The 22,892-nt window shown below is 69.1% G+C and carries 18 protein-coding genes; 2 read left to right on the top strand and 16 right to left on the bottom strand.

Annotation, left to right across the window (positions count from 1 at the left end):
• Positions 1 to 10 precede the first annotated feature (10 nt).
• Complete coding sequence (metZ, locus tag AOP72_RS12020; protein WP_062137473.1) at positions 11 to 1,234, bottom strand: O-succinylhomoserine sulfhydrylase; 1,224 nt, start codon at positions 1,232 to 1,234, stop codon at positions 11 to 13.
• Between the two features lie 111 nt (positions 1,235 to 1,345).
• Between metZ and AOP72_RS12015 the strand changes: the two genes are divergently transcribed.
• A complete protein-coding gene (locus tag AOP72_RS12015) occupies positions 1,346 to 1,618 on the top strand; it encodes a hypothetical protein (protein WP_152650413.1) in 273 nt (90 codons plus the stop codon).
• A gap of 16 nt (positions 1,619 to 1,634) precedes the next feature.
• Here AOP72_RS12015 and AOP72_RS12010 read toward each other — a convergent pair whose 3' ends face one another.
• From AOP72_RS12010 to AOP72_RS11940, 15 genes are all read right to left on the bottom strand, one after another.
• Positions 1,635 to 4,787 carry a lamin tail domain-containing protein gene (locus AOP72_RS12010; RefSeq protein ID WP_062137467.1) on the bottom strand — a complete coding sequence of 1,051 codons (3,153 nt, stop codon included), beginning with the start codon at positions 4,785 to 4,787 and terminating at the stop codon, positions 1,635 to 1,637.
• 197 nt (positions 4,788 to 4,984) lie between these two features.
• Positions 4,985 to 7,255 carry an alpha-xylosidase gene (gene yicI, locus AOP72_RS12005; protein WP_062137464.1) on the bottom strand — a complete coding sequence of 757 codons (2,271 nt, stop codon included), beginning with the start codon at positions 7,253 to 7,255 and terminating at the stop codon, positions 4,985 to 4,987.
• Entirely contained in the window at positions 7,255 to 8,184 is a 930-nt protein-coding gene (locus tag AOP72_RS12000) for a carbohydrate ABC transporter permease (RefSeq protein ID WP_084631939.1), read from the bottom strand. The genes yicI and AOP72_RS12000 overlap by 1 nt, the downstream gene beginning before the upstream one ends.
• Before the next feature lie 4 nt (positions 8,185 to 8,188).
• Entirely contained in the window at positions 8,189 to 9,154 is a 966-nt protein-coding gene (locus AOP72_RS11995; RefSeq protein ID WP_062137462.1) for a carbohydrate ABC transporter permease, read from the bottom strand.
• A 63-nt stretch (positions 9,155 to 9,217) separates the two neighbouring features.
• Positions 9,218 to 10,540, bottom strand: a complete 1,323-nt coding sequence (locus AOP72_RS11990; protein ID WP_062137459.1) for an ABC transporter substrate-binding protein — start codon at positions 10,538 to 10,540, stop codon at positions 9,218 to 9,220.
• 197 nt (positions 10,541 to 10,737) lie between these two features.
• Positions 10,738 to 11,778, bottom strand: coding sequence for a LacI family DNA-binding transcriptional regulator (locus AOP72_RS11985; protein WP_193746430.1), 1,041 nt, complete (start codon positions 11,776 to 11,778; stop codon positions 10,738 to 10,740).
• A gap of 160 nt (positions 11,779 to 11,938) precedes the next feature.
• Positions 11,939 to 12,361 (bottom strand): rhodanese-like domain-containing protein, encoded by a 423-nt coding sequence (locus tag AOP72_RS11980; RefSeq protein WP_062137452.1) that lies wholly within the window; start codon positions 12,359 to 12,361, stop codon positions 11,939 to 11,941.
• Between the two features lie 155 nt (positions 12,362 to 12,516).
• Complete coding sequence (locus tag AOP72_RS11975) at positions 12,517 to 14,562, bottom strand: FtsX-like permease family protein (protein WP_062137449.1); 2,046 nt, start codon at positions 14,560 to 14,562, stop codon at positions 12,517 to 12,519.
• Positions 14,559 to 16,454 carry an ABC transporter permease family protein gene (locus AOP72_RS11970; RefSeq protein ID WP_062137446.1) on the bottom strand — a complete coding sequence of 632 codons (1,896 nt, stop codon included), beginning with the start codon at positions 16,452 to 16,454 and terminating at the stop codon, positions 14,559 to 14,561. The genes AOP72_RS11975 and AOP72_RS11970 overlap by 4 nt, the downstream gene beginning before the upstream one ends.
• Positions 16,455 to 16,494: 40 nt before the next feature.
• Complete coding sequence (locus tag AOP72_RS11965; RefSeq protein ID WP_062137444.1) at positions 16,495 to 18,504, bottom strand: ABC transporter permease; 2,010 nt, start codon at positions 18,502 to 18,504, stop codon at positions 16,495 to 16,497.
• Entirely contained in the window at positions 18,501 to 19,274 is a 774-nt protein-coding gene (locus tag AOP72_RS11960; protein WP_062137441.1) for an ABC transporter ATP-binding protein, read from the bottom strand. The genes AOP72_RS11965 and AOP72_RS11960 overlap by 4 nt, the downstream gene beginning before the upstream one ends.
• Before the next feature lie 199 nt (positions 19,275 to 19,473).
• Complete coding sequence (locus tag AOP72_RS11955) at positions 19,474 to 20,013, bottom strand: hypothetical protein (RefSeq protein ID WP_062137438.1); 540 nt, start codon at positions 20,011 to 20,013, stop codon at positions 19,474 to 19,476.
• Positions 20,014 to 20,081: 68 nt separating this feature from the next.
• The gene (locus AOP72_RS11950) at positions 20,082 to 20,741 is read right to left on the bottom strand and encodes a response regulator (protein WP_062138047.1); all 660 of its coding nucleotides are present in this window, start codon (positions 20,739 to 20,741) and stop codon (positions 20,082 to 20,084) included.
• Positions 20,738 to 21,241: a phosphoribosyltransferase gene (locus AOP72_RS11945; protein ID WP_062137435.1), complete on the bottom strand. Its 504-nt coding sequence runs from the start codon at positions 21,239 to 21,241 to the stop codon at positions 20,738 to 20,740. Before AOP72_RS11945 ends, AOP72_RS11950 begins: the two co-directional genes overlap by 4 nt.
• A gap of 28 nt (positions 21,242 to 21,269) precedes the next feature.
• The gene (locus AOP72_RS11940; protein ID WP_062137432.1) at positions 21,270 to 22,091 is read right to left on the bottom strand and encodes a sensor histidine kinase; all 822 of its coding nucleotides are present in this window, start codon (positions 22,089 to 22,091) and stop codon (positions 21,270 to 21,272) included.
• A gap of 119 nt (positions 22,092 to 22,210) precedes the next feature.
• Here AOP72_RS11940 and AOP72_RS11935 point away from each other — a divergent pair, with 119 nt between their 5' ends.
• Positions 22,211 to 22,651, top strand: a complete 441-nt coding sequence (locus tag AOP72_RS11935; RefSeq protein WP_062137428.1) for a hypothetical protein — start codon at positions 22,211 to 22,213, stop codon at positions 22,649 to 22,651.
• Positions 22,652 to 22,892: the final 241 nt, after the last annotated feature.

Genomic DNA, 22,892 nt, shown 5'->3' with positions numbered 1-22,892 from the left:
GTTGACGTGCCTAGACCTGCGCGAGCGCCTGGTCCAGGTCCGCGCGCAGGTCCTCGACGTCCTCAAGGCCGATCGACAGCCGCACGGTGGTCTCCGAGATGCCCACGGAGGCGCGGGCCTCGGGGGTCATCTTGTTGTGGGTGGTGGTGGCGGGGTGCGTCGAGATCGACTTCGCGTCGCCGAGGTTGTTGGAGATCGTGAACAGCCGCAGGGCGTTCATGAACCGGAACGCCGCAGCCTGCGATTCGGGTCCCGCCACGTCGACGCCGTCGCCCATCGCGAGATCCAGCGTCACCAGTGTGCCGCCGATGGTCATCTGCTTTGCGGCGCGTGCGTACTGAGGGTGGGACGGCAGCAGGGGATAGCGCGCGACGGCCACTGAGGGGTGGGCCTCGAGCCAGCGAGCCAACTCGATCGCGCTCGCGGCCTGCCGCTCCACTCGTACCGACAGCGTTTCGAGCGCCTTCACGAGGACCCACGCGTTGAACGGGGAGATCGTGGCGCCCATCTGGCGCACCATGGTCTTCACGGGCCCGTCGACGTACTCGGCCGAGCCCAGGATCGCTCCGCCCAGCACTCGACCCTGGCCGTCGATGTGCTTGGTCGCCGAGTAGACCACCGCGTCGGCGCCCAGCTCGAGTGGCTTCTGGCCCAGTGCCGTGGCGAAGACGTTGTCGACGATGAACAGTGCGCCCGCCTGCTTGGTGAGCGCGGCGACGAACGGGATGTCCACCACGTCCTGCATGGGATTGGTGGGGGACTCGATGTACACGGCCTTCGCCGGAGTGGCGAGCACGCGCTCCCAGTCCGCGTTGTCGTGGGCGTCGACGTAGTCGATGACGATGCCCCATTTGTCGAAGAAGTTCGCGAACACCTGCAGCGTCGACCCGAACAGCGCTCGGGACGCCACCAGCCGGTCGCCCTGTCCGAGGATCGACGCCAGCGACACGAACACTGCGCTCATGCCGGTCGACGTCGCGAAGCAGGACTCCGCGCCCTCGATCGCCGCAAGCCGCTCCTGGAACGCGGTCACGGTGGGGTTGCCGTAGCGCGAGTACATGTAGATGTCGATGTCGCCGGCGAACGCGTCGCGCGCCTGCTCGGCCGAGTCGTACGCGTATCCCTGCGTCAGGTACAGGCCCTCGGACATCTCGTTCGCCTCGGAGCGGTGGATGCCCGTGTGGAGCGCGAGCGTGTCCGGGCGAAGGTCACGAGGGAGGTCCGATGCATTCATGGGTTCAGGGTAGCGGCGCGACGGTGCTCGCAGCGGAGGCCGGGCGCGGCGCCTGGCCGATGCGGGCGTGTCCGATTTGTGCCGTCCGCACGGGTGCGGCACAGTGTCCGGATGCCCTCAGATGTGGTTGCCAGCCGGACGCGCTGGCTCGTGCGCGTCGCGGTGGTGCTCGTCACCGCGACGCTGATCGCCACCGCCTCCCTGCTGTACGCCGCGCTCGGATGGCGCCAGATGGACCTGGCCTGCAGTCAGGACTCCGCCGCGCCCCCGGGGGCACTCGGTGCATCGGTCGAGTTCGGGTGGTCGTGGGTCCCGCCTGGCTTCTCGTGCACGTGGCCGGCGCAGGACACCGGAGAGGTCACCATCACCAAGCTCTGGTGGTGAGTCTCCAGCGCAAGCGCTAGGCCGCCGTGCGCCTCGCCACCACGAGCGCGCCTCCCAAGGTGGCGAGCAGCGCTGCCACCAGCGCCAGCGTGTCCCACTCCGACGCGCCGGTCTGCGACAGTTCGCCGACGGCTGCGGCGACGGTGATGCCGGTCGACCCGATCACCGTGCCGTCCATGAGCTGCACCTCGATGGTGTGCGCACCGACGGCGAGGTCGGCGGGGATCCTGATGGCGACGGTGCCGTCGGCGGTCACGGCGAAGGTGCCCAGCACCGTCGGCTCGGAGTACATGACGACCCGCACCATGGCGCCGGTGCAGTCGGGATCGACGCGCAGGGTCACCCGTGCACCGGCGGCGGCCGATGCGGGGGCGGAGACGGCGCACTTGCGCGCCTGGTCGCCGTCGCCTTCCTCGACCGAATCACCGTCACCCGGGCCGTTGCCGTCCCCGTCGCCCGCATCGGCGCAGTCCATGTCGAGAGTGCCGGACCGCAGCGAGAAGCCGTCGGTGTCGTTGTCGTCGACATAGAACGTCGGGACCGCCCCGTCGACGCACATGGCGGCGTCGGCGATGGCGAATCCCTCGTTGGCGATGTTGGCCATGCCCGCCGGCCGCTCGTACAGCGCGGTGGCGACGAACGCGCCGTCCACCAGCCCGTACGTGGCGATGCGTCCACCACAGGCCTCGTCGCACGCGACCCAGAGCACGCCGCGCTCCGCGTCCCACTGCACGTCGGCGACGAGGTCGAACGAGACTGGGGTGGTGTCGAGTGTGGCCAGGCGGGTGAAGTCGCCATCGGACTCGAGCGCGTAGAGGTACGCCTCCTGAGTGCCCTCGACGCCGATCGCGAAGGCGCCTCCTCCGTGGCCCGGGTAGTCGGCCGGGTCATAGACGGCGTCCGTCGAGGCGTCGATGAAGCCCCCCGTCACCAGCACGGCGTCAGGGATCCACGTGACGCCCTCGACCCCCTGGTTGGCTCCCAGCCCGGCGAAGTCGGCCGCGAGGTTCCACTCGTGAGTGGCCGTCAGTCCACCGCTGCCTGCGGTCTCGTAGCGCAGCACCGAGGGACGGCTGATGCCACCCTCGTCGTTGTCGCGCTCGACGGAGACGTAGACCACGCCCGGTTCGCCCGCGACCACCGTGACGCCCTCGGCGTCGACCGTGCCGGTGCCGTCCGGGAAGCGCAGCGTGCGTCCCGTCTCCCAGCCGGTGCTCGGCTCCCAGGCGCCGGTCGCATCGGCCTCGAGCTTGTAGAGCAGTCCGTCGCCGTTCTGGACCGCCCACAGGGTGCCGGACTCGTCGGTGCCCGAGGACGCGTAGTCGATGCCGCTCAGGTCGCCGGAGAACCAGCCCTCCTCATCGAGGACGGTGACCTCGGACCCGCCGGGCCACGCCGAGGCGTAGACCAGGCCGGCGCAGATGTTGGCCTTGCCGGGAGTCGCCTCGGCGGTGTCCTCGAAGTCGCCCGTGCCGTCGGGGCAGCGGCCCCAGGTGACGCCGGCGTGACCGGGCTGGGTGAACGAATCCACGAGGACGCCGTCGGCGTCGAACACACGGGCGGTGTCGGTGCCGCCAATGCCCGCGCCCAGTTCGTCATCGGTCACCACCACGAACGCACCCGCGTCGAGAACGGCGCCCGGAGGGAACGTGTAGGCGTGGTCGTCGTTGTCGTCCTTCACAGTGAAGCCGGTCAGGTCGAGCGGCTCAGCGGAGACGTTGGTCAGCTCGATGAAGTCGGCGCCGCCGAGCATGGCGTCGGTGCCGGAGGACTCGACTTCGTTGATGCGCACCGGGGCCGAGCAGTCGTTGGGCTCGCCCTTGGTGGAGGTGGTGGCGTCGCGCCAGTCGCCGGTGCCATCGGGGCAGCGCGCCCACGTCACGAGGGCGTGGGCGGACCAGGTGTGCTTGGCGACCAGGCTCCCCTCGAGGTCGTACAGGCGAGCCGCGTCCCCGTTGCCGAGGCCGAAGGTGAAGCCCTCCGGATGCGTCGCGCTCTCCTGGTCGATCACCAGCAGTCCGTTCGCCGGCACCACCGATCCGGCGGGCACCACATCGGTGCGGGTGCTGTCGTTGTCCTTGACTGCGTATCCCGAGATGTCGATCGGGGCGTCGGTCAGGTTGGCGACCTCGAACCAGTCGGTGTCATCGCCGTTGGACTCGACCTCGTTGATGGCGAGGCCCGTCGACAGCTCGGCGGGCTCCTCGTCGGGGACCTCGGGCGACGTGCCGTCGCAGTCGTTGGTGTCGCCAGGCGTCGCCGCTGCGGTCATGCGGAAGTCACCGGTCGCGTCGGGGCAGCGACCCCACGTCGGCGCGGTGTGCTGGTCCGCGGGCCACGACGTCGCGTCGAAGGGATCCGTGGCGGTGGCGAGGCCGCCGATGTCGGTGAGCGCGGTGCCGGGGGCGAACAGTCGCGCGGAGTCGCCCTTGCCCAGGCCGAACGTGAAGTGCACGTCAGAGATCAGGTGGACGTAGCCGCCCGCGGGCACCATGCCGATTCCGGTCGCCACCCAGGCGTCCTCGTCCTTGCCATCCATCACCACGACGCCGTCGAAGTCGACCGGGACGCTGGCGGTGTTGACGACCTCGATGAAATCGGCCGTCTCGCCCGTGGACTGGGCCTCGTTGATGCGGAATGCAGTCTCGGGCGTCGCTGGCGTGGGGCAGTCGTTGGCGGCGCCGGGGGTGGCGGACGCGGTGTCGACGAATCCGCCCGTGCCGTCGGGGCAGCGGCCGTACGTCGCCTCCGCGTGGCCCGCCTGCGTGAAGGTGTCGAGGAGCGTGGTGCCGTCGTCGGCGAACAGCCGCGCGGTGTCGGAGCCTCCCAGGCCGAAGTCGAAGTCGCCCTCGGGGTGGTCCACATCGTCGTACTCGGTGAGCACCAAGAAGCCGCCGGCCGGGATGCTGGTCCCGTCGGGAATCGCGAAGGCGTGCGCGTCGTCGTCGTCCTTGAACACGAGGCCGGAGACGTCGGCGGTCGTGTCGCCCGTGTTGATCAGCTCGACCCAGTCCGCGCCGCCCAGCACATCGCCGGTGCCGGAGGACTCGATCTCGTTGATGACGACGGTCGGCGCCTCGGCGGCGGTCGCCGGGCCGGACGCGACCAGGGTGGCGCCTGCGATGACGGCGGACGCCGCGAGCGCGGCCCCCAACTGGACACTCTTCATCGATGTTCTCCTCGTGTGGATGGACCACGAGCGAACGTATCGATACCAGGCCACATCGAGGTGGCCGTCAGGTGACGGTCGGGTGACGCTCCGCAGGTGCGGCCGACGATGGCCGAGGTGCGGGCCTCGCGAGAAGAAGTGGCGCGGCTCCCGGAGCTGCAGGGGGGATGCTCAACGGGAGCCGCGCCGAGCGCGCGTCAGCGGTGCACGCGCACGATCGCGTCGGGCGCCGTGGCGGAGTCGCCCGATCCGGTCACACGATACGTGACCCGGCGACCCTCGGCCGTGACGACATCGACGGAGGTGTCGATCTGCTCGTCCTCGGGGTACACGTCCAGGACGAGCCCGTCCAGGAAGTCGTAGTCCGGGCGGTCGGAGCGGGCGCCCCGGGGGATGACGGCCCCGGGGCGTACGTAGACCGGCAGGGAGTCGAAGCCGTGGGTCTCACGCACCCAACGGCCTCCCTCGACCCGCTCGCCGGTGAGCAGCGACGTCCACGTGCCGGCGGGCAGGTAGAAGTCCACCACGCCGTCATGGGACATCACGGGCGCGATCAGCAGGTCGTTGCCGAGCATGTACTGACGGTCCAGGTACCCCACCGCGGGGTCATCCGGGAACTCGAAGAACATGGGGCGGGCCACCGAGACGCCGCTGGCCGCCGCATCGGCGCCCGCGGTGTAGAGGTAGGGCATCAGCGAGTTCTTGAGCTCGGCGAACGTCTTGGTGACCGACACCGCCTCGTCGTCGAAGGCCCACGGCACCCGGTACGAGGTCGAGCCGTGCAGGCGCGAGTGCGAGGACAGGAGGCCGAACGCGAGCCAGCGCTTGAAGACGCCGGGGTCGGGAGTGCCCTCGAAGCCGCCGATGTCGTGGCTCCAGTAGCCGAAGCCGGACGAGGCGAGGGAGAGCCCGCCGCGCAGCGTCTCCGCCATCGACACGTAGGTCGACGAGTTGTCGCCGCCCCAGTGCACGGGCATGGTCTGCCCACCGGCCGTCGCGGAGCGCGAGAACAGCACGGCCTCGCCCTCGCCGCGCTCCTCGACGAGCACCTCCCACACCGCTTCGTTGTACAGCTGCGTGTAGAGGTTGTGCATGGTCTCGGGAGAGGAGCCGTCGTGCCACACCACGTCGGTGGGGATGCGCTCGCCGAAGTCGGTCTTGAGCGCATCGACGCCCTGCCGAATGATCTCGCGCAGCCGGTCCTTGAACCAGGCCCGCGCATCGGGGTTGGTGAAGTCCACCAGCCCCATGCCTGCCTGCCACATGTCCCACTGCCACACGGTGCCGTCGGCGCGCTTGACGAGGTAGCCCGCGTCCATGGCCTCGGCGAACATGCGTCCGCGCTGGCCGATGTACGGGTTGATCCACACGCACACGCGCAGGTCCTTGTCATCGTGCAGGCGAGCGAGCATTCCCTCCGGATCGGGGAACGTGCGAGCGTCCCACTCGAGGTCGGTCCAGTTGAACTCGCGCATCCAGAAGCAGTCGAAGTGGAAGACGCTCAGGGGGATGTCGCGCTCGCGCATGCCGTCCACGAACGAGTTGACGGTCTCCTCGTCGTAGTCCGTGGTGAACGACGTCGACAGCCACAGGCCGTACGACCATGCGGGCACCACGGGCGGACGGCCGGTCAGCTTGGTGTAGCGGTCAATGACGTCGCGGGGCGTGGGCCCGTCGAAGACCAGGTACTCCAGCGCCTCGCCGGCGGTGGAGAACTGCACGCGCTCCACCGCCTCGGAGCCGACCTCGAACGACACGTGCTCGGGCTGGTTGACCAGCACGCCGTAGCCTCGTGAGGACAGGTAGAACGGGACGTTCTTGTACGAGAGCTCGGAACTGGTGCCGCCGTCGGCGTTCCAGATGTCTACCGCTTGGCCGTTCTTCACGAACGCCCCGAACCGCTCGCCGAGGCCGTAGATGAGCTCGCCCACGCCGAGGTCGAGCTGCTCGTGCACGTAGGTGCGCGAGGGCGCGAGCCCGCTCTCCGAGTAGCCCGAGATGCCGGCCGGCTCGGCGGCGACCGGCGCATCGGCCGCGAGGGCCATGTGGCCCACGGACTTGTGCCCGGAGCCGGTGAGCCGGCGCCCGTCACGCGAGAAGGACAGGTCCCACGGGGCGCCCTTGCCGATGCGCGCGGTCAGGCCGCCCGTCACCAGGCTGGCCCCCGCATCGTCCGTCGTGACCGTGGCGGCGCCGGGCTCGGTCGCGAGGGCGAAGCCCGGTGACCGGTGGGCACCCTGATGGTGCTCGATGCGCACCCGCACCACGCCCTCGAGCGGCGAGGACAGCGTGACCGTGAGCAGCGCCCGGTTGAGCACGTTGCCGCGCGAGACGATGCGCTGCGACGGGGCGTGGATCACGATCCCGTCGCCGTCGGGCGTGGTGGTGGGGGCGATGTCGTACGCCTCCTGGGCGTAATTCGCCGTGACACCGGGACGCAGGTGCCAGAATCCGTCGGTGAACTTCATTACTTCACTGCTCCTGCCGTGATTCCTCGGGTCAGCGTGCGCTGGAAGATGAGGAAGAAGATGATGGTCGGGATGATGCTGATCAGCGTTCCGGCGATCAGCGTGGTGGTGTCCGTCTGACGCTCGCCGCTCAGCTGCTCGAGCACGAGCGGGACGGTGAGCGAATCGGACGTGTTGAGGAAGGCCAGCGGCAGCAGGAACTCGTTCCACGTCCAGATGAAGAAGAACACCATCAGGACGGAGAGCGTGGGCCGCACCACGGGCACGATGATCGAGCGCAGGATGCGCCACCGGCTCGCCCCGTCGACGGCGGCCGCCTCGAGGATCTCCTTGGGGAAGGTGCCGAGCAGGCTCGACAGCAGGTAGGTGCCGAATGCGGACTGGATCACCACGAAGGTGATGATCACGGACCACGAGTTGGACAGCAGCCCCAGGTCGTCGTAGAGGGTGAACAGCGGGTCGAACAGCATCTCTTGCGGCACGAGGTTGGCCATGAGGAACAGCAGCACGATCCAGGTGCGTCCGCGCACCCGGCCGATGCCGATCGCGAACGAGTTCAGCACCGACACGACGACCGCGAGCAGCGCGACCATCGTCGAGATGAAGACCGAGTTCCACAGGGCGCGGAGGAAGTCGTTCTGCTCCCAGAACGTCTGGATTCCGGTGAGGTCGAACGACCGCGGGAGATCCAGCGGGCTCGACGTCGAGTAGTCGGCGGGCGACTTGAACGCGTTGATCAGCAGCAGCAGGATCGGGAACACCACGATGGCGGCGCCGAGGACGCCGAGCAGCATGAGGATCCACTCCGCCGCGGTGCGGGGACGGCCGCCGCGGCGGCCACGGGCCTTGACGAGCTGGTCGTCGCTGGGGGGTTGACCGCTTCCGGCCGATGCGCGGGTGGTGTCCTTCTGGACAGGCGTGGTGGTCATGAGGTCACGCGTCCTTTCGCTCGGAGCGGTTCTGCACGCGGATGAAGATCACGGCGACGATCGCCACGAGGATCGTGATCGACGAGGCGATCGCGGCCGCGTAGCCCTTGTCGGTGCCGTTGACGAACTCGTTGTACGCGTAGAAGGACGGCACGTACGTGGACTTGTTCGGACCGCCCTGGGTGAGGATGAAGACGGGCGCGAAGACCTTCATCGCCGCGATGGTGGTCGTGAGGGACACGACGAACACCTCGGGCTTGATCTGCGCGAGGGTGATCGCGCGGAATCGCTCGTACCAGTTCGCGCCATCGAGCTCGGCCGCCTCGTACAGCTCGGGGTCGACCCGCTGGAGGGCCGCCATGAAGATCACGATGGGGTAGCCGATCTGAATCCAGATCATCAGCACCATGACCGATCCCATGGCGGTGGGGTAGGAGCCGCCCAGCCAGTTCACGGTGGTCTCGGAGCCGGTGATGAACGTGAGGAACTGGTTCACCACTCCGTCGGAGTTGGGCTTGAGCAGCCAGCCGAACAGCACGCCGGCGACGGCGATCGGCAGGATCTGCGGCAGGTAGTAGGTGGCGCGCAGGAAGCTGGAGAGCTTGCCGCCGAACCGGCGGCCGATGACGTCGAACAGCAGCGCCGCGATCACCAGGCCCAGCAGGGTGGGCACGATCACCATGGCGACGATCACCAGGATGATGTTCTGGAATGACTGCAGGTACTCCTGGTCTTGGAAGAGCGCGGCCCAGTTGTCCAGCCCGGCGAACTCCTCTTCGGCGCGGCCACCGCGCCAGTGGAAGAAGCTCAGCCGCAGGTTGCGGACGATCGGGTAGAAGATGATGACCGACACCAGGAGGGCGCCGGGCAGGAAGTAGAGCCAGTAGCCGAGCTTGCGGCCGCCGCGCTCGGGGATGCGGGCGGGTTCGGCCGAGCGCTTGCGCCGCTTGGGCGTCATCGTCGAGGTCATGATTGTCCTTCTCCGGCGCGGCCCGGGCGGTGAGGCCCGGGCCGCGCCTGTGAGTGGAAGGGGCTAGTCGCGGAGGTCCGCGACGTGGTCCTCGTAGTAGGACTCGAGTTCGGCCTGAGCTTCCTCAGCCGTGAAGTCGCCGTTCACCAGCCCCTGCAGCACACCGTTGAGGTCGCCGTAGAAGTTGGGGGTGGGCCAGTCGGGGTAGAACGACAGGCCGTCGCGCTCGTTGACCTCGTTGAACAGCTCGATGAGCGCCTGGGCGTTCTCGTCGGTGATGTCCGCGGGGTCGGCCGCGACGGGCAGGCCGCCGGAGTCGCCCAGCAGTGCCTGGATCTCGGGACGCATGGTGATGTCGATGAACATGCGAGCGAGCTCGGGCTGCTCCGACTCGACCGGGACGACCCACATGTTGCCGCCGGATCCGGGGGTGAGGTCGGTGGACGGCCAGTTGGTGATGCCCATCTCGAAGTCAGACACCTCGGTCAGGAAGCGGCCGTACCACCAGGAGCCCGAGTAGAACATCGGCACGTCGCCGTTGATGAACTCGAGGCCTGCGTCCTCGGCGGTCATGCCGGTGACCTCGGAGGAGATGAAGCCGTTGTCGACCCACTCCGCGATGGTCTCGGTCGCGTAGCTGATCTCCGGACCCTGCCAGTCGACCGGCTCCGTGTAGAGCTGGTAGGCGTTGACGAAGTCGCGGCCGCCCTGGCTGAGCGCGAGCTGGTACCAGAGCTGACCCAGCGGGTACTCCTGGACGGACTCCGCAAAGGGAGTGACGCCCGCATCGGCGAAGGTCTGGGCCGCGGCCTCGACCTCTTCGATGCTCGTGGGGACCTCGAGGCCGTACTCGGCGAACATGTCCTCGTTGTAGTAGAGGAACGTGAACTCGCCGTAGTTCGGGACGCCGTAGTAGCTGCCCGAGCCCATGATCCCGTCCTCGTTGTACTGCGCGGTCGTGGCGACGGAGTCGGCGAGCTTGTCGCCCCAGCCGTACTCCTCATAGGCATCGTCGAGGTTCTCGAGCACTCCGATCGCCGCGAGCTGACCCGCCGTGGCGTTGCCCTTGTTGTACTCGGCGACGTCGGGGGCGTCACCCGAGTCGAACAGCTGCTCGGCGGAGGTGCGCAGGTCCTCGAATGCCGTGAGCTGGAGGTCGACGCTGGCGCCGGTCTCCTCTTCGAAGATCTCGATGGCGCGGTCCCAGGCGATGCCCATCGCCGAGTCCTGGCCTTCGAAGTGCATGACGGTCAGCGTCTCGCCCGACCAGTCGCCGTCGGCGGGGGTCTCGGACCCGCCGTCGTCATCGGATGAGCACGCGGTGAGCGTGAGGGTCAGGGCGCCGGCCGTGGCCAGCGCCGCGAGGGTCCGTGATCGGTTCCTCATTTTTCTCTACCTCCTTGTAGGTGCTCGGGACCGGGGTGGCCCGTCGCGGGGGTGGTCGTCCTGTGCGCTTCTTCGTTTGGCGAAGCGCTTCGACAGTGATCGTCGTCGTGCGTATTCAGTTGTGGTGGTGCGGGTCCCGCGTCGCTGTCGAAGCGCTTCGATGAAGCGCAGCCGTCACGAGCGCGGGGTGGGGGGAGTCATGTGGCCGGTGCCGTGACGGGCGCGGACGTGGTCACGCTGGTGCGCGCGACCGAGCCGAGCTCGATGTAGGTGGGCGGGATCAGGGTGGTCTCCGGTGGGGACTCACCGTTCTCCACGATGCGGGCGAGCATATCGACCGCCGCGGAGCACGAGGCGTGCGCGTCGAGGGGGATGGTGTCGAACGGCACGGGGAAGCGAAGAGTGGAGAACGTGACGCCTGCGGCCACCACGGCGACGTCTCGCGGAACCGAGCGGCCCAGGCCGGCGAGGGCGGCGGTGACCGACCCGGCGACATCGATGTTCGTGTTGAGCACGATCGCGTCGAGGTCGGGCTTGAGCTCGAGGAGCTCCGCGATGGCCTCGTGAGCACGGTGGTGGGTCGGGTTCGCGACGGCGATGTCGATGCCGCGCAGGGCGGCGTGGTGCTCGAAGCCGTGGCGGAACCGCAGCGGGAAGTTGGACTCGCGCACCAGCGTCTCCTCGGGGTGCGAGATGAGGCCGATGCTCGTGCGGCCGGCGTCCAGGAGCCTGTCGATCGACATGGCCGCTGCGGCCTCGAAGTCGAGGTCAACGCACACCAGGCCGGAGGTGTCCTCGGGGATGCCGATGAACACGGTGGGGCAGGAGAGCTGACGTGCGAGCGCGGCGCGATCGTCATGGGCGTCGACGTCGAGCACGATGATGCCGTCGGCGAGGCTGGTCGCGGCCGAGCGCTTCATGCCCTCGAGGGCGTCCTTGTGGACCAGCAGCAGCGTGTCGTAGTCGCGTTCGCGAGCGGCCTTGGTGACCTCCATGGCGAACGTCATGTGGGCGCTGTGGTCGGTGTCGGGGTGCAGCGGTGCCGTCACCGCGAAGATGTGCGAGCGGTTGGCGGCCAGCATGCGCGCCGAAGCGTGGGGGAGGTAGTTCAGCTTGGTGGCGGCGTCCTGGACGCGCTGGCGGGTCGTGGCGCTGATGGCCCGCTTGCCGCTCAGGGCGTACGAAACGGTCGAGATGCTGACGCCCGCCTCGCGGGCCACATCCTCGATCGTCGCCATCATTGACTCCATCGTCGTCGCACTGGACTGCTTCGTCGAAGCGCTTCGAAGCGCCTCGTTGACGACGACACTAAGTTGCCGATGGCAACAATGCAAGTCGTGTGACCAAATCGTGACATCCCACGCGAACGTCGGTCGCCGCGGGCGTGGACGAGGTCGACTAGCCCTGACGCCAGGGCAGCCCGGCCGCGCGCCACCCCTGCCATCCACGGTGCCCGTCGCCGTCGACCGCGCCCTCGAAGCCCTCGAGAACGTTGTAGGACGGGCCGATGCCCGCATCGGTCGCCGCGACCGCCGCGCCGATCGAGCGCTGACCCGAGCGGCACAGGAAGATCACGGGCGCCTCGGAGCCGGGCTCGAACCCGCCGTCCTTGAGCTGCTCCACGAACCGGAAGTTGCGCTGCCCGTCGGGGTAGCTCACCCACTCGATGAACAGGGTCTCGTGGTCGGTCGAAGACGTGTCGGGCACGCCCACGAACCGCCACTCGGCCTCGGTCCGCACGTCGACGAGGCGCGCATCCGGGTTCGAGGTCAGCAGCTCCCAGGCCTCCTGGGGGGTGATGTCTCCGGCGTAGTTGCTCACGAGCGGTCCTTCCGAGGCGGCACCGGCGGGGCGTCCGATGCGGGTGCGGGGGCGGCGCCCCACGCTCGGGGGCCGATGCGCGTCAGTCTAGGGCTGCAGCGATCCCCTCGTCAGACGTTGTGGCGAGCATGAGTTCATGGTCGACTTCAAGGTCGCTATCGCGCGTGCTCCGGGTGGCGGACCCGGCTCCTCCGGGTGATGCTCTGTAGCGAAGTCGCGCCCGCGAGTACTCCCAGGCCGATGACGATCGTCAGCAGTGCTTGCAGGATCGCGACGCTCCATAGGAACCCCAGGCCCCCGTCGCCCGCGAAGGCGCCGGCGGAGTATGAAGAGAACAGGGATCCGATCAGGGGGAGGGCAAGGGCTGATCCCGCCGCGAGCCCGATCATCTGCGGCGCCGCGTACCGAATGGCGCGTGCCATCCGCTCGGACCTCGCGTCCAAGCCGAGGCCGGATGCGATGGCATCGTCCTTGCGTGCGATTCGCCGCGTTCCCACGAAGATCGAAGCGCACAGCGTCTGTGCGATGATCGCGATGGCGACCGTCATCTCCCAGTGAAACTGCGTACTCGCGCTGTGAAAGATCAGTTCGAATGACGCGTCATTGGCCGTGGAGGCAAGCCAGCCGAACGACGCTGACCCGACCGTGTACGCACAGATGGCGGCTGTCAGGCCAACAGAGGCAACGCACTGGACGGTGATCAACGCGCCTGCCTGGCGCGGATGGCCCGACAGCTCCAGCCCGGCACGGATGGCTACTGGTTCGGCGCGGGCGCTGAGCAGCCGGCCGAGCCACCTCGCGGTTCGGCGGGACATCTCGACAATCAACGCGAGACCGGACGTGACACCGGCGATCGCTGCGACCGCTATCGCTAGCGCGCGCTGATCGTTGTCGACCGGCATCGCACTGAGTGCGCCGACATAGGAGAGTCCGAACAGCACCGCCACGGGAGTGACCGGGACACGACGCGTCACCTCCATCTCGTCGATGGTGGAGACATCCTTGAGCGCGGCTGAGGGCGGCACTCGAGCGCTCAGGAACGCCGGAACGCCCGCGATGACGAGGCCGAGCATGACGCCTCCGAGCACGACGGTGATGGCTAGAGCGCTACTCACCGTAAACGCCACCGGGGGAGGCGCGGTCAGGGTGGCCTGTCCGGCAGAGTGGCTCGCAGCCGCCGCCGCGAGCCCGCACACCATCCCCACGGCGCCGCCGATGCCGCCGATGACGATTCCCTCGATGAGCGTGGCGCGAACGAGGCGTCCGCGTGTGGACCCCAGCGCGCGGGCAGTCGCCGTCCAACGCGCGCGTTCCTGAGCCTGCGCGCGGCCCACGGCGAAGGCGGTCACCAGTACTCCGCCTGTGACCACGAGTGCGAGGATCACGATCTGAGCGTCAGCGTTGACACCCCACCCACCCTCATCCCACGCAGCGCTGGCCGGGATTGCCGAGGCAAGGGAAGGCGTGTCGTGGTTCCAGCGGAGCGCCACGGTTAGCGGGGCGTTCAGTTCGGTGCCCGCGCCGTCGTTGGCCTCGCGCATCGACTCCGCCACCAACGTGAGGTCCGCCTCAGACAGGTAGAAGACGCCGTTGTGTCCGCGCCCAGATTCCCCGCCATCGTTATAGGCGATGCCTGTGATCACACGGGTGCCCACTGATGGGGCGATACCGCTGTTGTCCATGGGCTCCCTGGCGATCTCCACCGAGTCGCCGACCGTTGCCCCGAGTGAGTCCGCGACCGAGGCCTGTACGACCACGTCGCCGGCTCCGGGAGGCTCTCCCGATGACAGGATCACGTCCCAGCGCACGTCCCCACTCAGCACGAGCCCCGTCTGCGGCACTCCTCCATTCGGACCGGGGATCCCGGTCATGCTAAGGGCCCAGCCTTCGCGTGCTGCGACGGCCTCTGCGCCTTCGGCATTCGCGTCTGCAAGGAGCGAGTCAAACTCCGCCGCAGTCATCGGCACCCCCCACTGCTCGGCCCGTGCGAGATCCTCCCCGCCGTCGACGATGGCGATCTGAGTGCTGTGCGCGCGCTCCCCGCCGCGCATCGCAAAGGAGTGCCTCAGGAACGCTTGCTCCGACAGCACCGTCCCCCATGCGAACGACGCCAGCCCCGCGGCGAGCGCGATGAGGGCAACGGACCACACGAGGTAGCTGTGGCGTGAACGCAGTTGTTCCTTGACGAGTGTCCACGTCATCGCACGCCCTCCTTCGCCTTCGTGCGGAGCGCATCTACGGGCGTGGGTCGCCTTCCACTGGGGCGTCCGGTCGCCCACGCGGTGAGGTATGCCGTGATGGTCATGACGGCCACGCTGGTGATTCCCACGATGGCCATGGCCGTCCAAGGAGTCGAGAGCAGGCCCATCATCAATGCCGAGTCCACCTCGACGGACCGCAGCGACAATCGCCCTTGTTGAAGCGCCGTCATCAGGACACGGATCGCGGCGCCCACTGCCATGCCGCCTGCGAGGGTGAAGGCGCTTACCACAGCCATCTCGATCGCGACCGCCGCGCGCATGGTGCGGGCGGTAGCTCCGAGCGCGGTCAGCGTGCCATCGTCGTCACGACGGCGCCGCACCGCGCCCACGGCGACCAACACCAGGGGGAGGATGAAGACCGCGGCGTAGAGCACGGCGTTCACCAGGGTGTTCCACAGCGGCATCGAGGAATCGACGTAGCCGCCAGGGGTGGAGGAGCCCGTCCCCGTCGCGCCCGGTACCTGCCAGGTCACGTCGTCGATTGCCCGAGTGACGGCGGCGATGTCGGCATCTTCAGCGGAGAAGATGAAGAAGGCGGGCTGAGGCGAGGTGAGATCTACGAAGTCGGCATTGACGAATGCAGCGCAACAGTCCTCGATCGGGACGATTCCCTCGGCGTTGAACTCCTGGCGCTCGACCAGGTCCGTCGGGGCTTGGCCGTTCCATAGCGATGCCGCCACCGAGGTCGGGTGCCGTTCCAATGCATCGGCCAGCGGGTCGTCCCAACTCCGCAGACTCTTGGGCGCAACTGCATAGACGGAGCTGTGGGGCTCGGCGTATTCCAGCATGATTCCTTGGGCTGGAATGACATGGTCGACCCCTTCGATGGCTCTGTACCGATCTGCCAGGGCGATCGCGTCGACGTCGCCTTCCACCGACGTGATGCTCACGAGGCGGTCGCTCACGGCCGGGTAGGGATCCTGTGACGGCACGGATGCGATCAGAAATCCGAGCACTGCCAGCACGGTGACGATGCGGGCCGATGCGCGGGAGCGGTCGCCTGCGTATGTGGCGAGCACGGCGCCGACGCGCCCGTCCCGGCCGACGGCACGCGCCGCGGCGTCGAGGACAACGCCGCGGCGTCCACGCAGCCAGGGAACCGCGACCCACAGCCCGAGCGTGAGGGCACTGAGCCACGCGACCATCATCGCAATGCCGGCAGTGTTGGTGACGTAGAAGCTCACGTCCCACGCCCCGGCGTCGCGCTCCGCGATGGCAAGTCCCGCGATGATCCCGCCGGAGAGTGCGAGGGTGGTGCCGGTGAGCAGCGCGCGGACTCTGAGGGACGGCCGATGCGCTGGCTCGCCTCGCAGGTCCGCCGCGAGGGCCTCCACCGGAGTTCGTGGTCGGTGCGCGGCTCGCGTGATGTGCGCGAGCACGAGGGCAAGAAGTACGGCCGCACCCATGATCGCGCGACTGGCCCACATGTCGGGGCTCGTCGTGACGGGGTTCAGATCAGTGCCGACGAGCATGGCGACGTGTATCCCCGCCGCGATGAGGAACGCTGCACTGACCGCGATGGCCCCGTCCCGTAGCCCGGAGAGGGCAGCAGTTCTGATTGAGGTGGAGCGCGTCTGGCCGAGCGCCGCAAGCACTGCTCCCTCCTCGGGGTCCCGAGAAGAGACCATGCCCAGCACGCCGCGGAGGATGACGAAGAGCAGAAGTGTAGGAACAGCGAGCGCGGTCAAGGTGAACCACGTGGGGAAGAACTGCGCGTCCGCGCCGCTCGTGACGCATGTGGCGTCCGCGCACTCGGCCGCGTCCCACGGCAATGCGGCGGTCATGATGAGGAGCGCGTATGCCCCCGAGATCGCAGCGGCGACGGCCCTCATCGGACTGCTCTTTCGTCCGTGTGACGTGAGAGGGGCGTAGTCATGGCGTTCCCGCCTTCTGAGCTTCGGAGAGTTGTTGGGCGGGGCTCAGACGATCGAGCCGCACGCGGATGAGGGCGGCACCACCGGCAGCGATCACTGCCGCGCCGACCACCAGCCCGAGGAGCACGCCCCACGGCATGATCGTGAGCGTGTGGCCCATGTTCCACAGCACGAGGCCGGGACCGGCCGCCCTGATGGGCGAGGAGAACGCGACCGCAGCCGCGAGCGGCCCCAGGAGAGCTCCGCCGAGGCAGCCGACGGCGCCCGCGACTGCGGTGACCAGGAACGATTCGAGAGCTGCTGCCCCGCGCAGTGCGGAGGGGGTAGCGCCGAGTGCCAGCAGCGTCGCCTGATCGCGAGCGCGCAGTCGCTGCCCCGACCAGGCAAGGCCGACGACGATGGCTACGGCGACAGCCAGGAACGGAGCCGTGACGGCAGTGACCAGCCCCGGGCTGGTGCTGCTGCTCCACCTGAAGGAGGCGTTTGCGCTGGAGGCATGGAGTCCGTCCAGATCGTGGGCAGAGAGCGCCTCATCGACGGTCACCTCACCGGCGGGGTACAGCATCACCGCGGACGTCGGGGCGGTGCCCCATAGACTCTCGGCCCACGGGCGCGAGATCCCGGTCCAGGGGGAGGGGCCATTGACTGCGTCGGCGTCCCCCCGCACGCCGTTCACCTCGATGTGCAGTCCACCTGGCCCAGAGGACGGGATCGTACCCAGCTCACCGTTCTGCCACACCGTCCCGTCGGTGAGGTAGAGCGCCTTCCCCGAGTCCTGCACCACGGCGTCCAGCGCTGCGGGATCGACGGCGATCAGCAGGTCCCGCGAGGCATCCATGAACGGCAGCCCATCATCTCCCCAGGACTCGTGCTCGCGGGGCTCTGTGGTCAGCACTCCCGCCTCGATCACCGTGAGGTCCGAGTCGGCGCGAAGGTCGTCGAGAAGTTCCGGGGGCAGTGGTGCGGCCCACCCGGAGTGCACCGACTGTGCCGGTTCGCTGGCGGAGAGTTCGATCGTGCTGACCGTGGCGTGCGGGTCGAGGTCGTTGGCAATGCGATTGGCGTGCTCAAGGTCGAAGGACAGCGCGGTCGCCGTGACCGCGACTCCCATCACCACGACGACCGCGGCCACCGCTCCCGTGCGCATCGGCGTGGGCCTGGCCACCGCATCGGCCGCGAGCGAGCGCGCCGTGCCTGGGCCGGCGCCACCACCGACGGCGGCACCCAGTGCGCGGGTGGCCCGCACGCTGGACCGGGCTCCCGCATACATGAGCAGGCCGGGGAGCGCGAGGCCGGCACCGACGTTGACCAGGATTCCGGCGGCGATCGCCAGTAGCACCCGCGCATCGCCGTCCGTGTCGTCGGTTGACAGGACATCCGGCGCCCAGACCACCAGGTTCAGCCCCGCTGCAGCGAGAGCCACCGCCGTCGCCAGAATGATGCGGCGCCGAGGGCGACGGGCGCCGCGGGCGGGTCTGGGCGCGGGCGCATCGGCGATCTGTCCGGATGCGACCGCGCGAACCGAGCCCCGCGTCGCCCAAGCAGCCGCGACCCAGTACGCGAGTGCGAAGCACACCACTGCCAGGGTCACGAACGCGGTGTAGTCCCAGAGCGTGTTGGACACGAACTGGACCCCGACGAAGCCGGTCATGATCTGGCGGAGCGCCCCGCCGAGTGTCACGCCGCCGAGACCAGCGATGAGTCCGTCGCGAACGCCGTCGCTGACATGACCGCGGATGAGTGTCTGGCGACTGTGGCCCAATGCGATCCGTGCCGCGATCTCCGCGCGCTGGGTCGACAGCCAGAGGGAGCGGAACGCGAGCACGGGGCCGCCCACGACGGCAAAGAAGAAGGGCGCGTAGAAGACAATGGCGAGCCACCCCATCGGCAGCACCCAGAAGTTCAGGCCGTATCCGCCAGGGTCGTTCCAGTTCTCGAAGAGTGGTCCGCTCACCCACCCCATCCACGCGGCGGCCGCACCGACCAGCCCTACTGGCAACCACTTCATCGCTCGACCCCCGCCAGCGCGTCCAGCCCGGCCATGACCGATTCGGGCGTCGGGTCCGTGATGTGACCCTCCACGCGACCGTCGGCGAACAGCAGCACCTGGCTCGCGTAGGACGCCGCGGCGGGGTCGTGAGTGACCATCACCACCGACTGGCCCAGTTCGCGGCAGGACGCCCGCAGGTGCGAGAGGATCTCGGCGCTCGCGTGCGTGTCCAGGTTGCCGGTGGGCTCGTCGGCGAGCACCACGCGTGGCCGGGTGATCAGCGCGCGGGCGATGGCTACCCGCTGCTGCTGACCACCCGACATCTCGTACGGCCTGCGGTCGAGCTCGCGATCGATGCCGAGCATCTCCACCAGCGTCGCCATCCACGATTCGTCGTGGGGCAGGCCGTTCAGTCTCAGCGGCAGCGCGATGTTGTCGCGCCCGCTCATGGTCTGGATGAGGTTGAAGCCTTGGAACACGAAACCGACCACGCGACCGCGCACGCGCGCCAACTTCTTGTCGGAGAGCCCGGTGAGCTCGTCGTCGCCCACCCACACCTCGCCGGAGTCCGGCCGGTCGAGCCCCGCGAGCAGGTGGACCAGGGTGGTCTTGCCCGAGCCGGAGGGGCCCATCACGGCGGTGAGCTTGCCGCCCGGGATGTCGAGGTCGACGTGATCGACGGCCGCAACGGCGGCGTCGCCCACGCCGTAGGTCTTGGTGAGTCCGCGCGCGGTGAGCGTCACGGGGGCCGATGCCGCGGCTGGCTTTCCGGCCTGGTTCAAGGTCATACCGGGAACGCTACGGCCTGCGCTCTGCCTGGCACATCGGCCCCTGGTGTCGACGTGGGCGATACCAGGGTATGACAGCGACGGCACGGAATGCGCTTGGCAAGGCAGGCTGGTCAGCATAAGATTGATGTCACGGCGGGCACTAGCCCTCGGAGCCTGGCAGTCGTCCGGACGGTCGACGAGCCAGGCTCACGTGTTTCTACAGACGGTAGTGCCGGTCGCCTACCAACGGCGCGGCGCGTCGGCGCCAGTCACCACCTTTGGCGTAGGACCACGCCACCGCGTCGCTTACCCAGAGCAGCGGGAACTCATGTGGAGACGCGTGTCGATACCGGAACTCGGTCCGAGTCTGGTGTGTCCGGATGGCCGCGGCGATGACTCGGCGGTCATGCACGGAGAGCGAATCGTCCCGCTCCAGGACGACTTCCTGGATGTCGTCGCGGACTGCATGCTGGACGAGCGCCCGCAAGCAGGCGGGCCGTGCGTAGGTGTCGCGCACACCGCTGATGCTGAAGACCGCGACCCTTGCGTCGAGATCGACCATCGCGGAGAGCAGCGCCCGCCGCCGTTGCGGACTCTCCTTGGTGAAGTGAAGTCTGCGCTGGCCGGGCTTGAGCAGCTGACGAAGACGTTTGTCGTTCTCGGGCATCACGGCAGGTGCGGTCGCTGTTGCGGTGATCCAGTAGCCACGGGTCTTCGACTCGTCGACGAAGACGCGGTCGCCAGCGTGGAATGTCATGGTGGCAAGGTATCCACGTGGGCTGACGCGGAGGTCACGGCCGTGCACTGCCACTGCCCACCGCGGCATCAGGAGTGCGGGTGCACCAGCCCGGCCTCGTATGCCATGACCACGGCCTGCACGCGGTCCCGCGCGCCCAGCTTGGCGAGAACGCGCCCCACGTGCGTCTTCACCGTAGGCTCGGCGAGGAACAGCTCGTCGCAGATCTCCCCGTTGGAGCGACCTCGCGCCATCAGCACCAGCACCTCGCGCTCGCGGTCGGTCAGCTCCGGCAGCGTGGTCGTCGCGCCTGGGTCGGGCACGGCCGAGGCGATGGTGGTGAGCAGCCTGCGCGTGGACGAGGGCGCGATGACCGCGTCGCCCGCGTGCACCGTGCGGATGGCCGCCAGCAGGTCCTCGGGCGGTGCGTCCTTGAGGAGGAATCCGCTCGCCCCCGCCTTGATCGCCGCGACCACGTACTCGTCGACGTCGAAGGTGGTGAGGATGATCACGCGGGTGCACAGCGCATCGGTGATGGCCCGGCACGCCTCGATGCCGTCCATGCCCGGCATGCGGATGTCCATGAGCACCACGTCGGCGGGCGGGTCGAGGGCGGTGAGCGCGGCAACAGCGGCGGCACCGTCGCCTGCCTGCGCCACCACCTCGAGGTCGGGCTGCGAGTCCACGACCATCCGGAAGCCCGCGCGGATGAGCTGCTGGTCGTCGACCAGCGCGACGCGAATGGTCATCCGCGCTCCGGGTGAGCCGCCCCGGGTGTCACCGGCGGGAGCGCCGACCACGGGAAGGTGATCCACTGATCCGTGCGCCTCCACACGTAGTCCGGGTCGATGATCGAGCGGGACTTCGCGTAGAGGACCGCGGTGCGCACCTCGCCCGCGTGCTGCTCCATGAGGGCCTTGACGAGCGCCAGGGTCTCGCCGGTGTCGGCGACGTCGTCCGCGATCAGCACCTTGAGGCCCGCCATCGCATCGGTGTCGAGCAGCGGCGGCAGCAGCACCGGTGCCGGCAGGCGCTCGTCGATGCCGGTGTAGAACTCGACGTTGAGCGTTCCCACGCCCTTGGTGCCGAGCGCGTAGGCCAGGGCGCCGCCGATGGGCAGCCCGCCGCGTGCGACGGCGACCACGACCTCGGGCTCGTAGCCAGAGTCCACGACCATCTGCGCGATCTCCCGCGACGCGTCGCCGAAGCCTTGCCAGGTGAGGATCTCGCGTTCGTCTGTGGCGTCCATAGCGGCAAGTATGCCCGGCGCTGTGACGTCAGGCGTCGGCCGCGGCCTCGAGGGAGGGCGAGCCCGGAGCGCCCCGTGGCGCGAGAGGCAGGCGCGCTCGCACCAGGAACCCGCCGCCGGCACGCGGCCCGGCCGTCAGCGAGCCTCCGAACACGCCCACGCGTTCGCGCATGCCGGCGATTCCCAGCCCGCTGCCATCGCGCCTCGCCGCCGCGCCGCGGCCGTCGTCGCCGACCGCGACCACCGCCGCATCGGCCTCCCAGGTGAGCTGGACGTACACGCTCGGGGAGGGCCCAGCGTGCTTGCGCACGTTAGTGAGCGCCTCCTGGACGATGCGGTACATCGCCAGTCCGGCGCCGATGGGGAGCGGACGGGGCGTCCCGGTCGTCACGTAGCTCACGTCGAGGCCGTCCTCGCGGGCCGAGGCGACGAGCGTCGGAATGTCGCGCAGGCTGGGCTGCGGTCCGAGCGCCACCTCGGAGTCGGTGTCCCGGAGCAGGCCGAGCATCGCGCGCATCTCCGCGAGCGCGGACCGCCCCACGTCCGCGATGGTCTCGAGTGCGCGTTGGGACAGGACCGGATCCTGGGCGCCGGCGAATCGTCCGCCGTCGGCCTGCGCGACCACCACCGACAGGGTGTGAGCCACCACGTCGTGCATCTCGCGGGCGATGCGGGCGCGCTCGTCGGCGGCCGCGAGCGCTCGCTCGGCCTCCGTGTCCCGGCTCAGTTCTGCCTCGAGAGCGCCGATGCGCGCGCGGGCTCCGCGCAGGCGGCCCCCCAGCACCGCGGCGACGACGGCGAGAAGGAGGGCGCCGACGCCGAGCGCGAACGCGAGGAGGGGCCAGTCCATAGCGCTCACCCTAGGCCGGGACCAGTCGTCGCCCCGACTGTCTGATTCGGCACGTGGACTTTCCATCTGACGGACACTGAGGTGTCATAGAGAGGTCCATCCCTGCCGAAGGAACTGACATGGCCACGTCCCGCAATGACGCCCAGGACGGCGACTCTCGCGACAGCGAGGCGCTTGAGCACCTCGCTGACGAGCTGGGTCACGACGCGGGTCCGTTCACGCCCGCCGTCGCGTCCGCTCCTCGGGACCTTCCCGGACGCCGTCGCGGCGCCGCGCTGTCCGGCGAGGATCGCCCCACCTCCGGCCCTTCCGCAGTGCTGCTGGACATCGGCACGTCACGGCGCGACGGCTTCACGCACGTGCTGTGGGTGTCCCACCTGGCGGAGCCGCTGCTGGGCGCGGAGGCCTTCGAGCAACTCGGGGAGGCCATCGGCACCACCGCAGGAGTCCACGGCGTCGAGTGGGAGGGCGCCGACCACCTTCATGTCGACGCCCCCGACCGCGACCACACGGAGCTGCTGCGGGACGCGCGCGCCGCCGTGGCCGATCTGCTCGACTGACCCGGCCCCCGCATCGGCCTCCTCGCCCGCCCCGCCCTCCTTCACAGCGAACCACCTTTCGCTCGACACGCCGAACGTCCGACCCCGTATCGGGGCACTCTGCGGGGTGTCGCACCGAAGAATGGTTCGCAGTTCGCGCGGGAGGGTCGATGTGGCCGCCCTGCATCCGACGCCCCGCCGGTAGTCTGGGGGCATACGCCCCGGCCGCCTCTCAGCAGCGCTCATCTCAGCACCAAGGGAT

Origin of the sequence: Demequina aestuarii (genome assembly GCF_000975095.1) — a bacterium.
GTDB classification, from domain to species: domain Bacteria; phylum Actinomycetota; class Actinomycetes; order Actinomycetales; family Demequinaceae; genus Demequina; species Demequina aestuarii.
The sequence above is the reverse complement of the archived record's forward strand: the minus strand, read 5'-3'. Positions and strand labels throughout refer to the sequence as shown.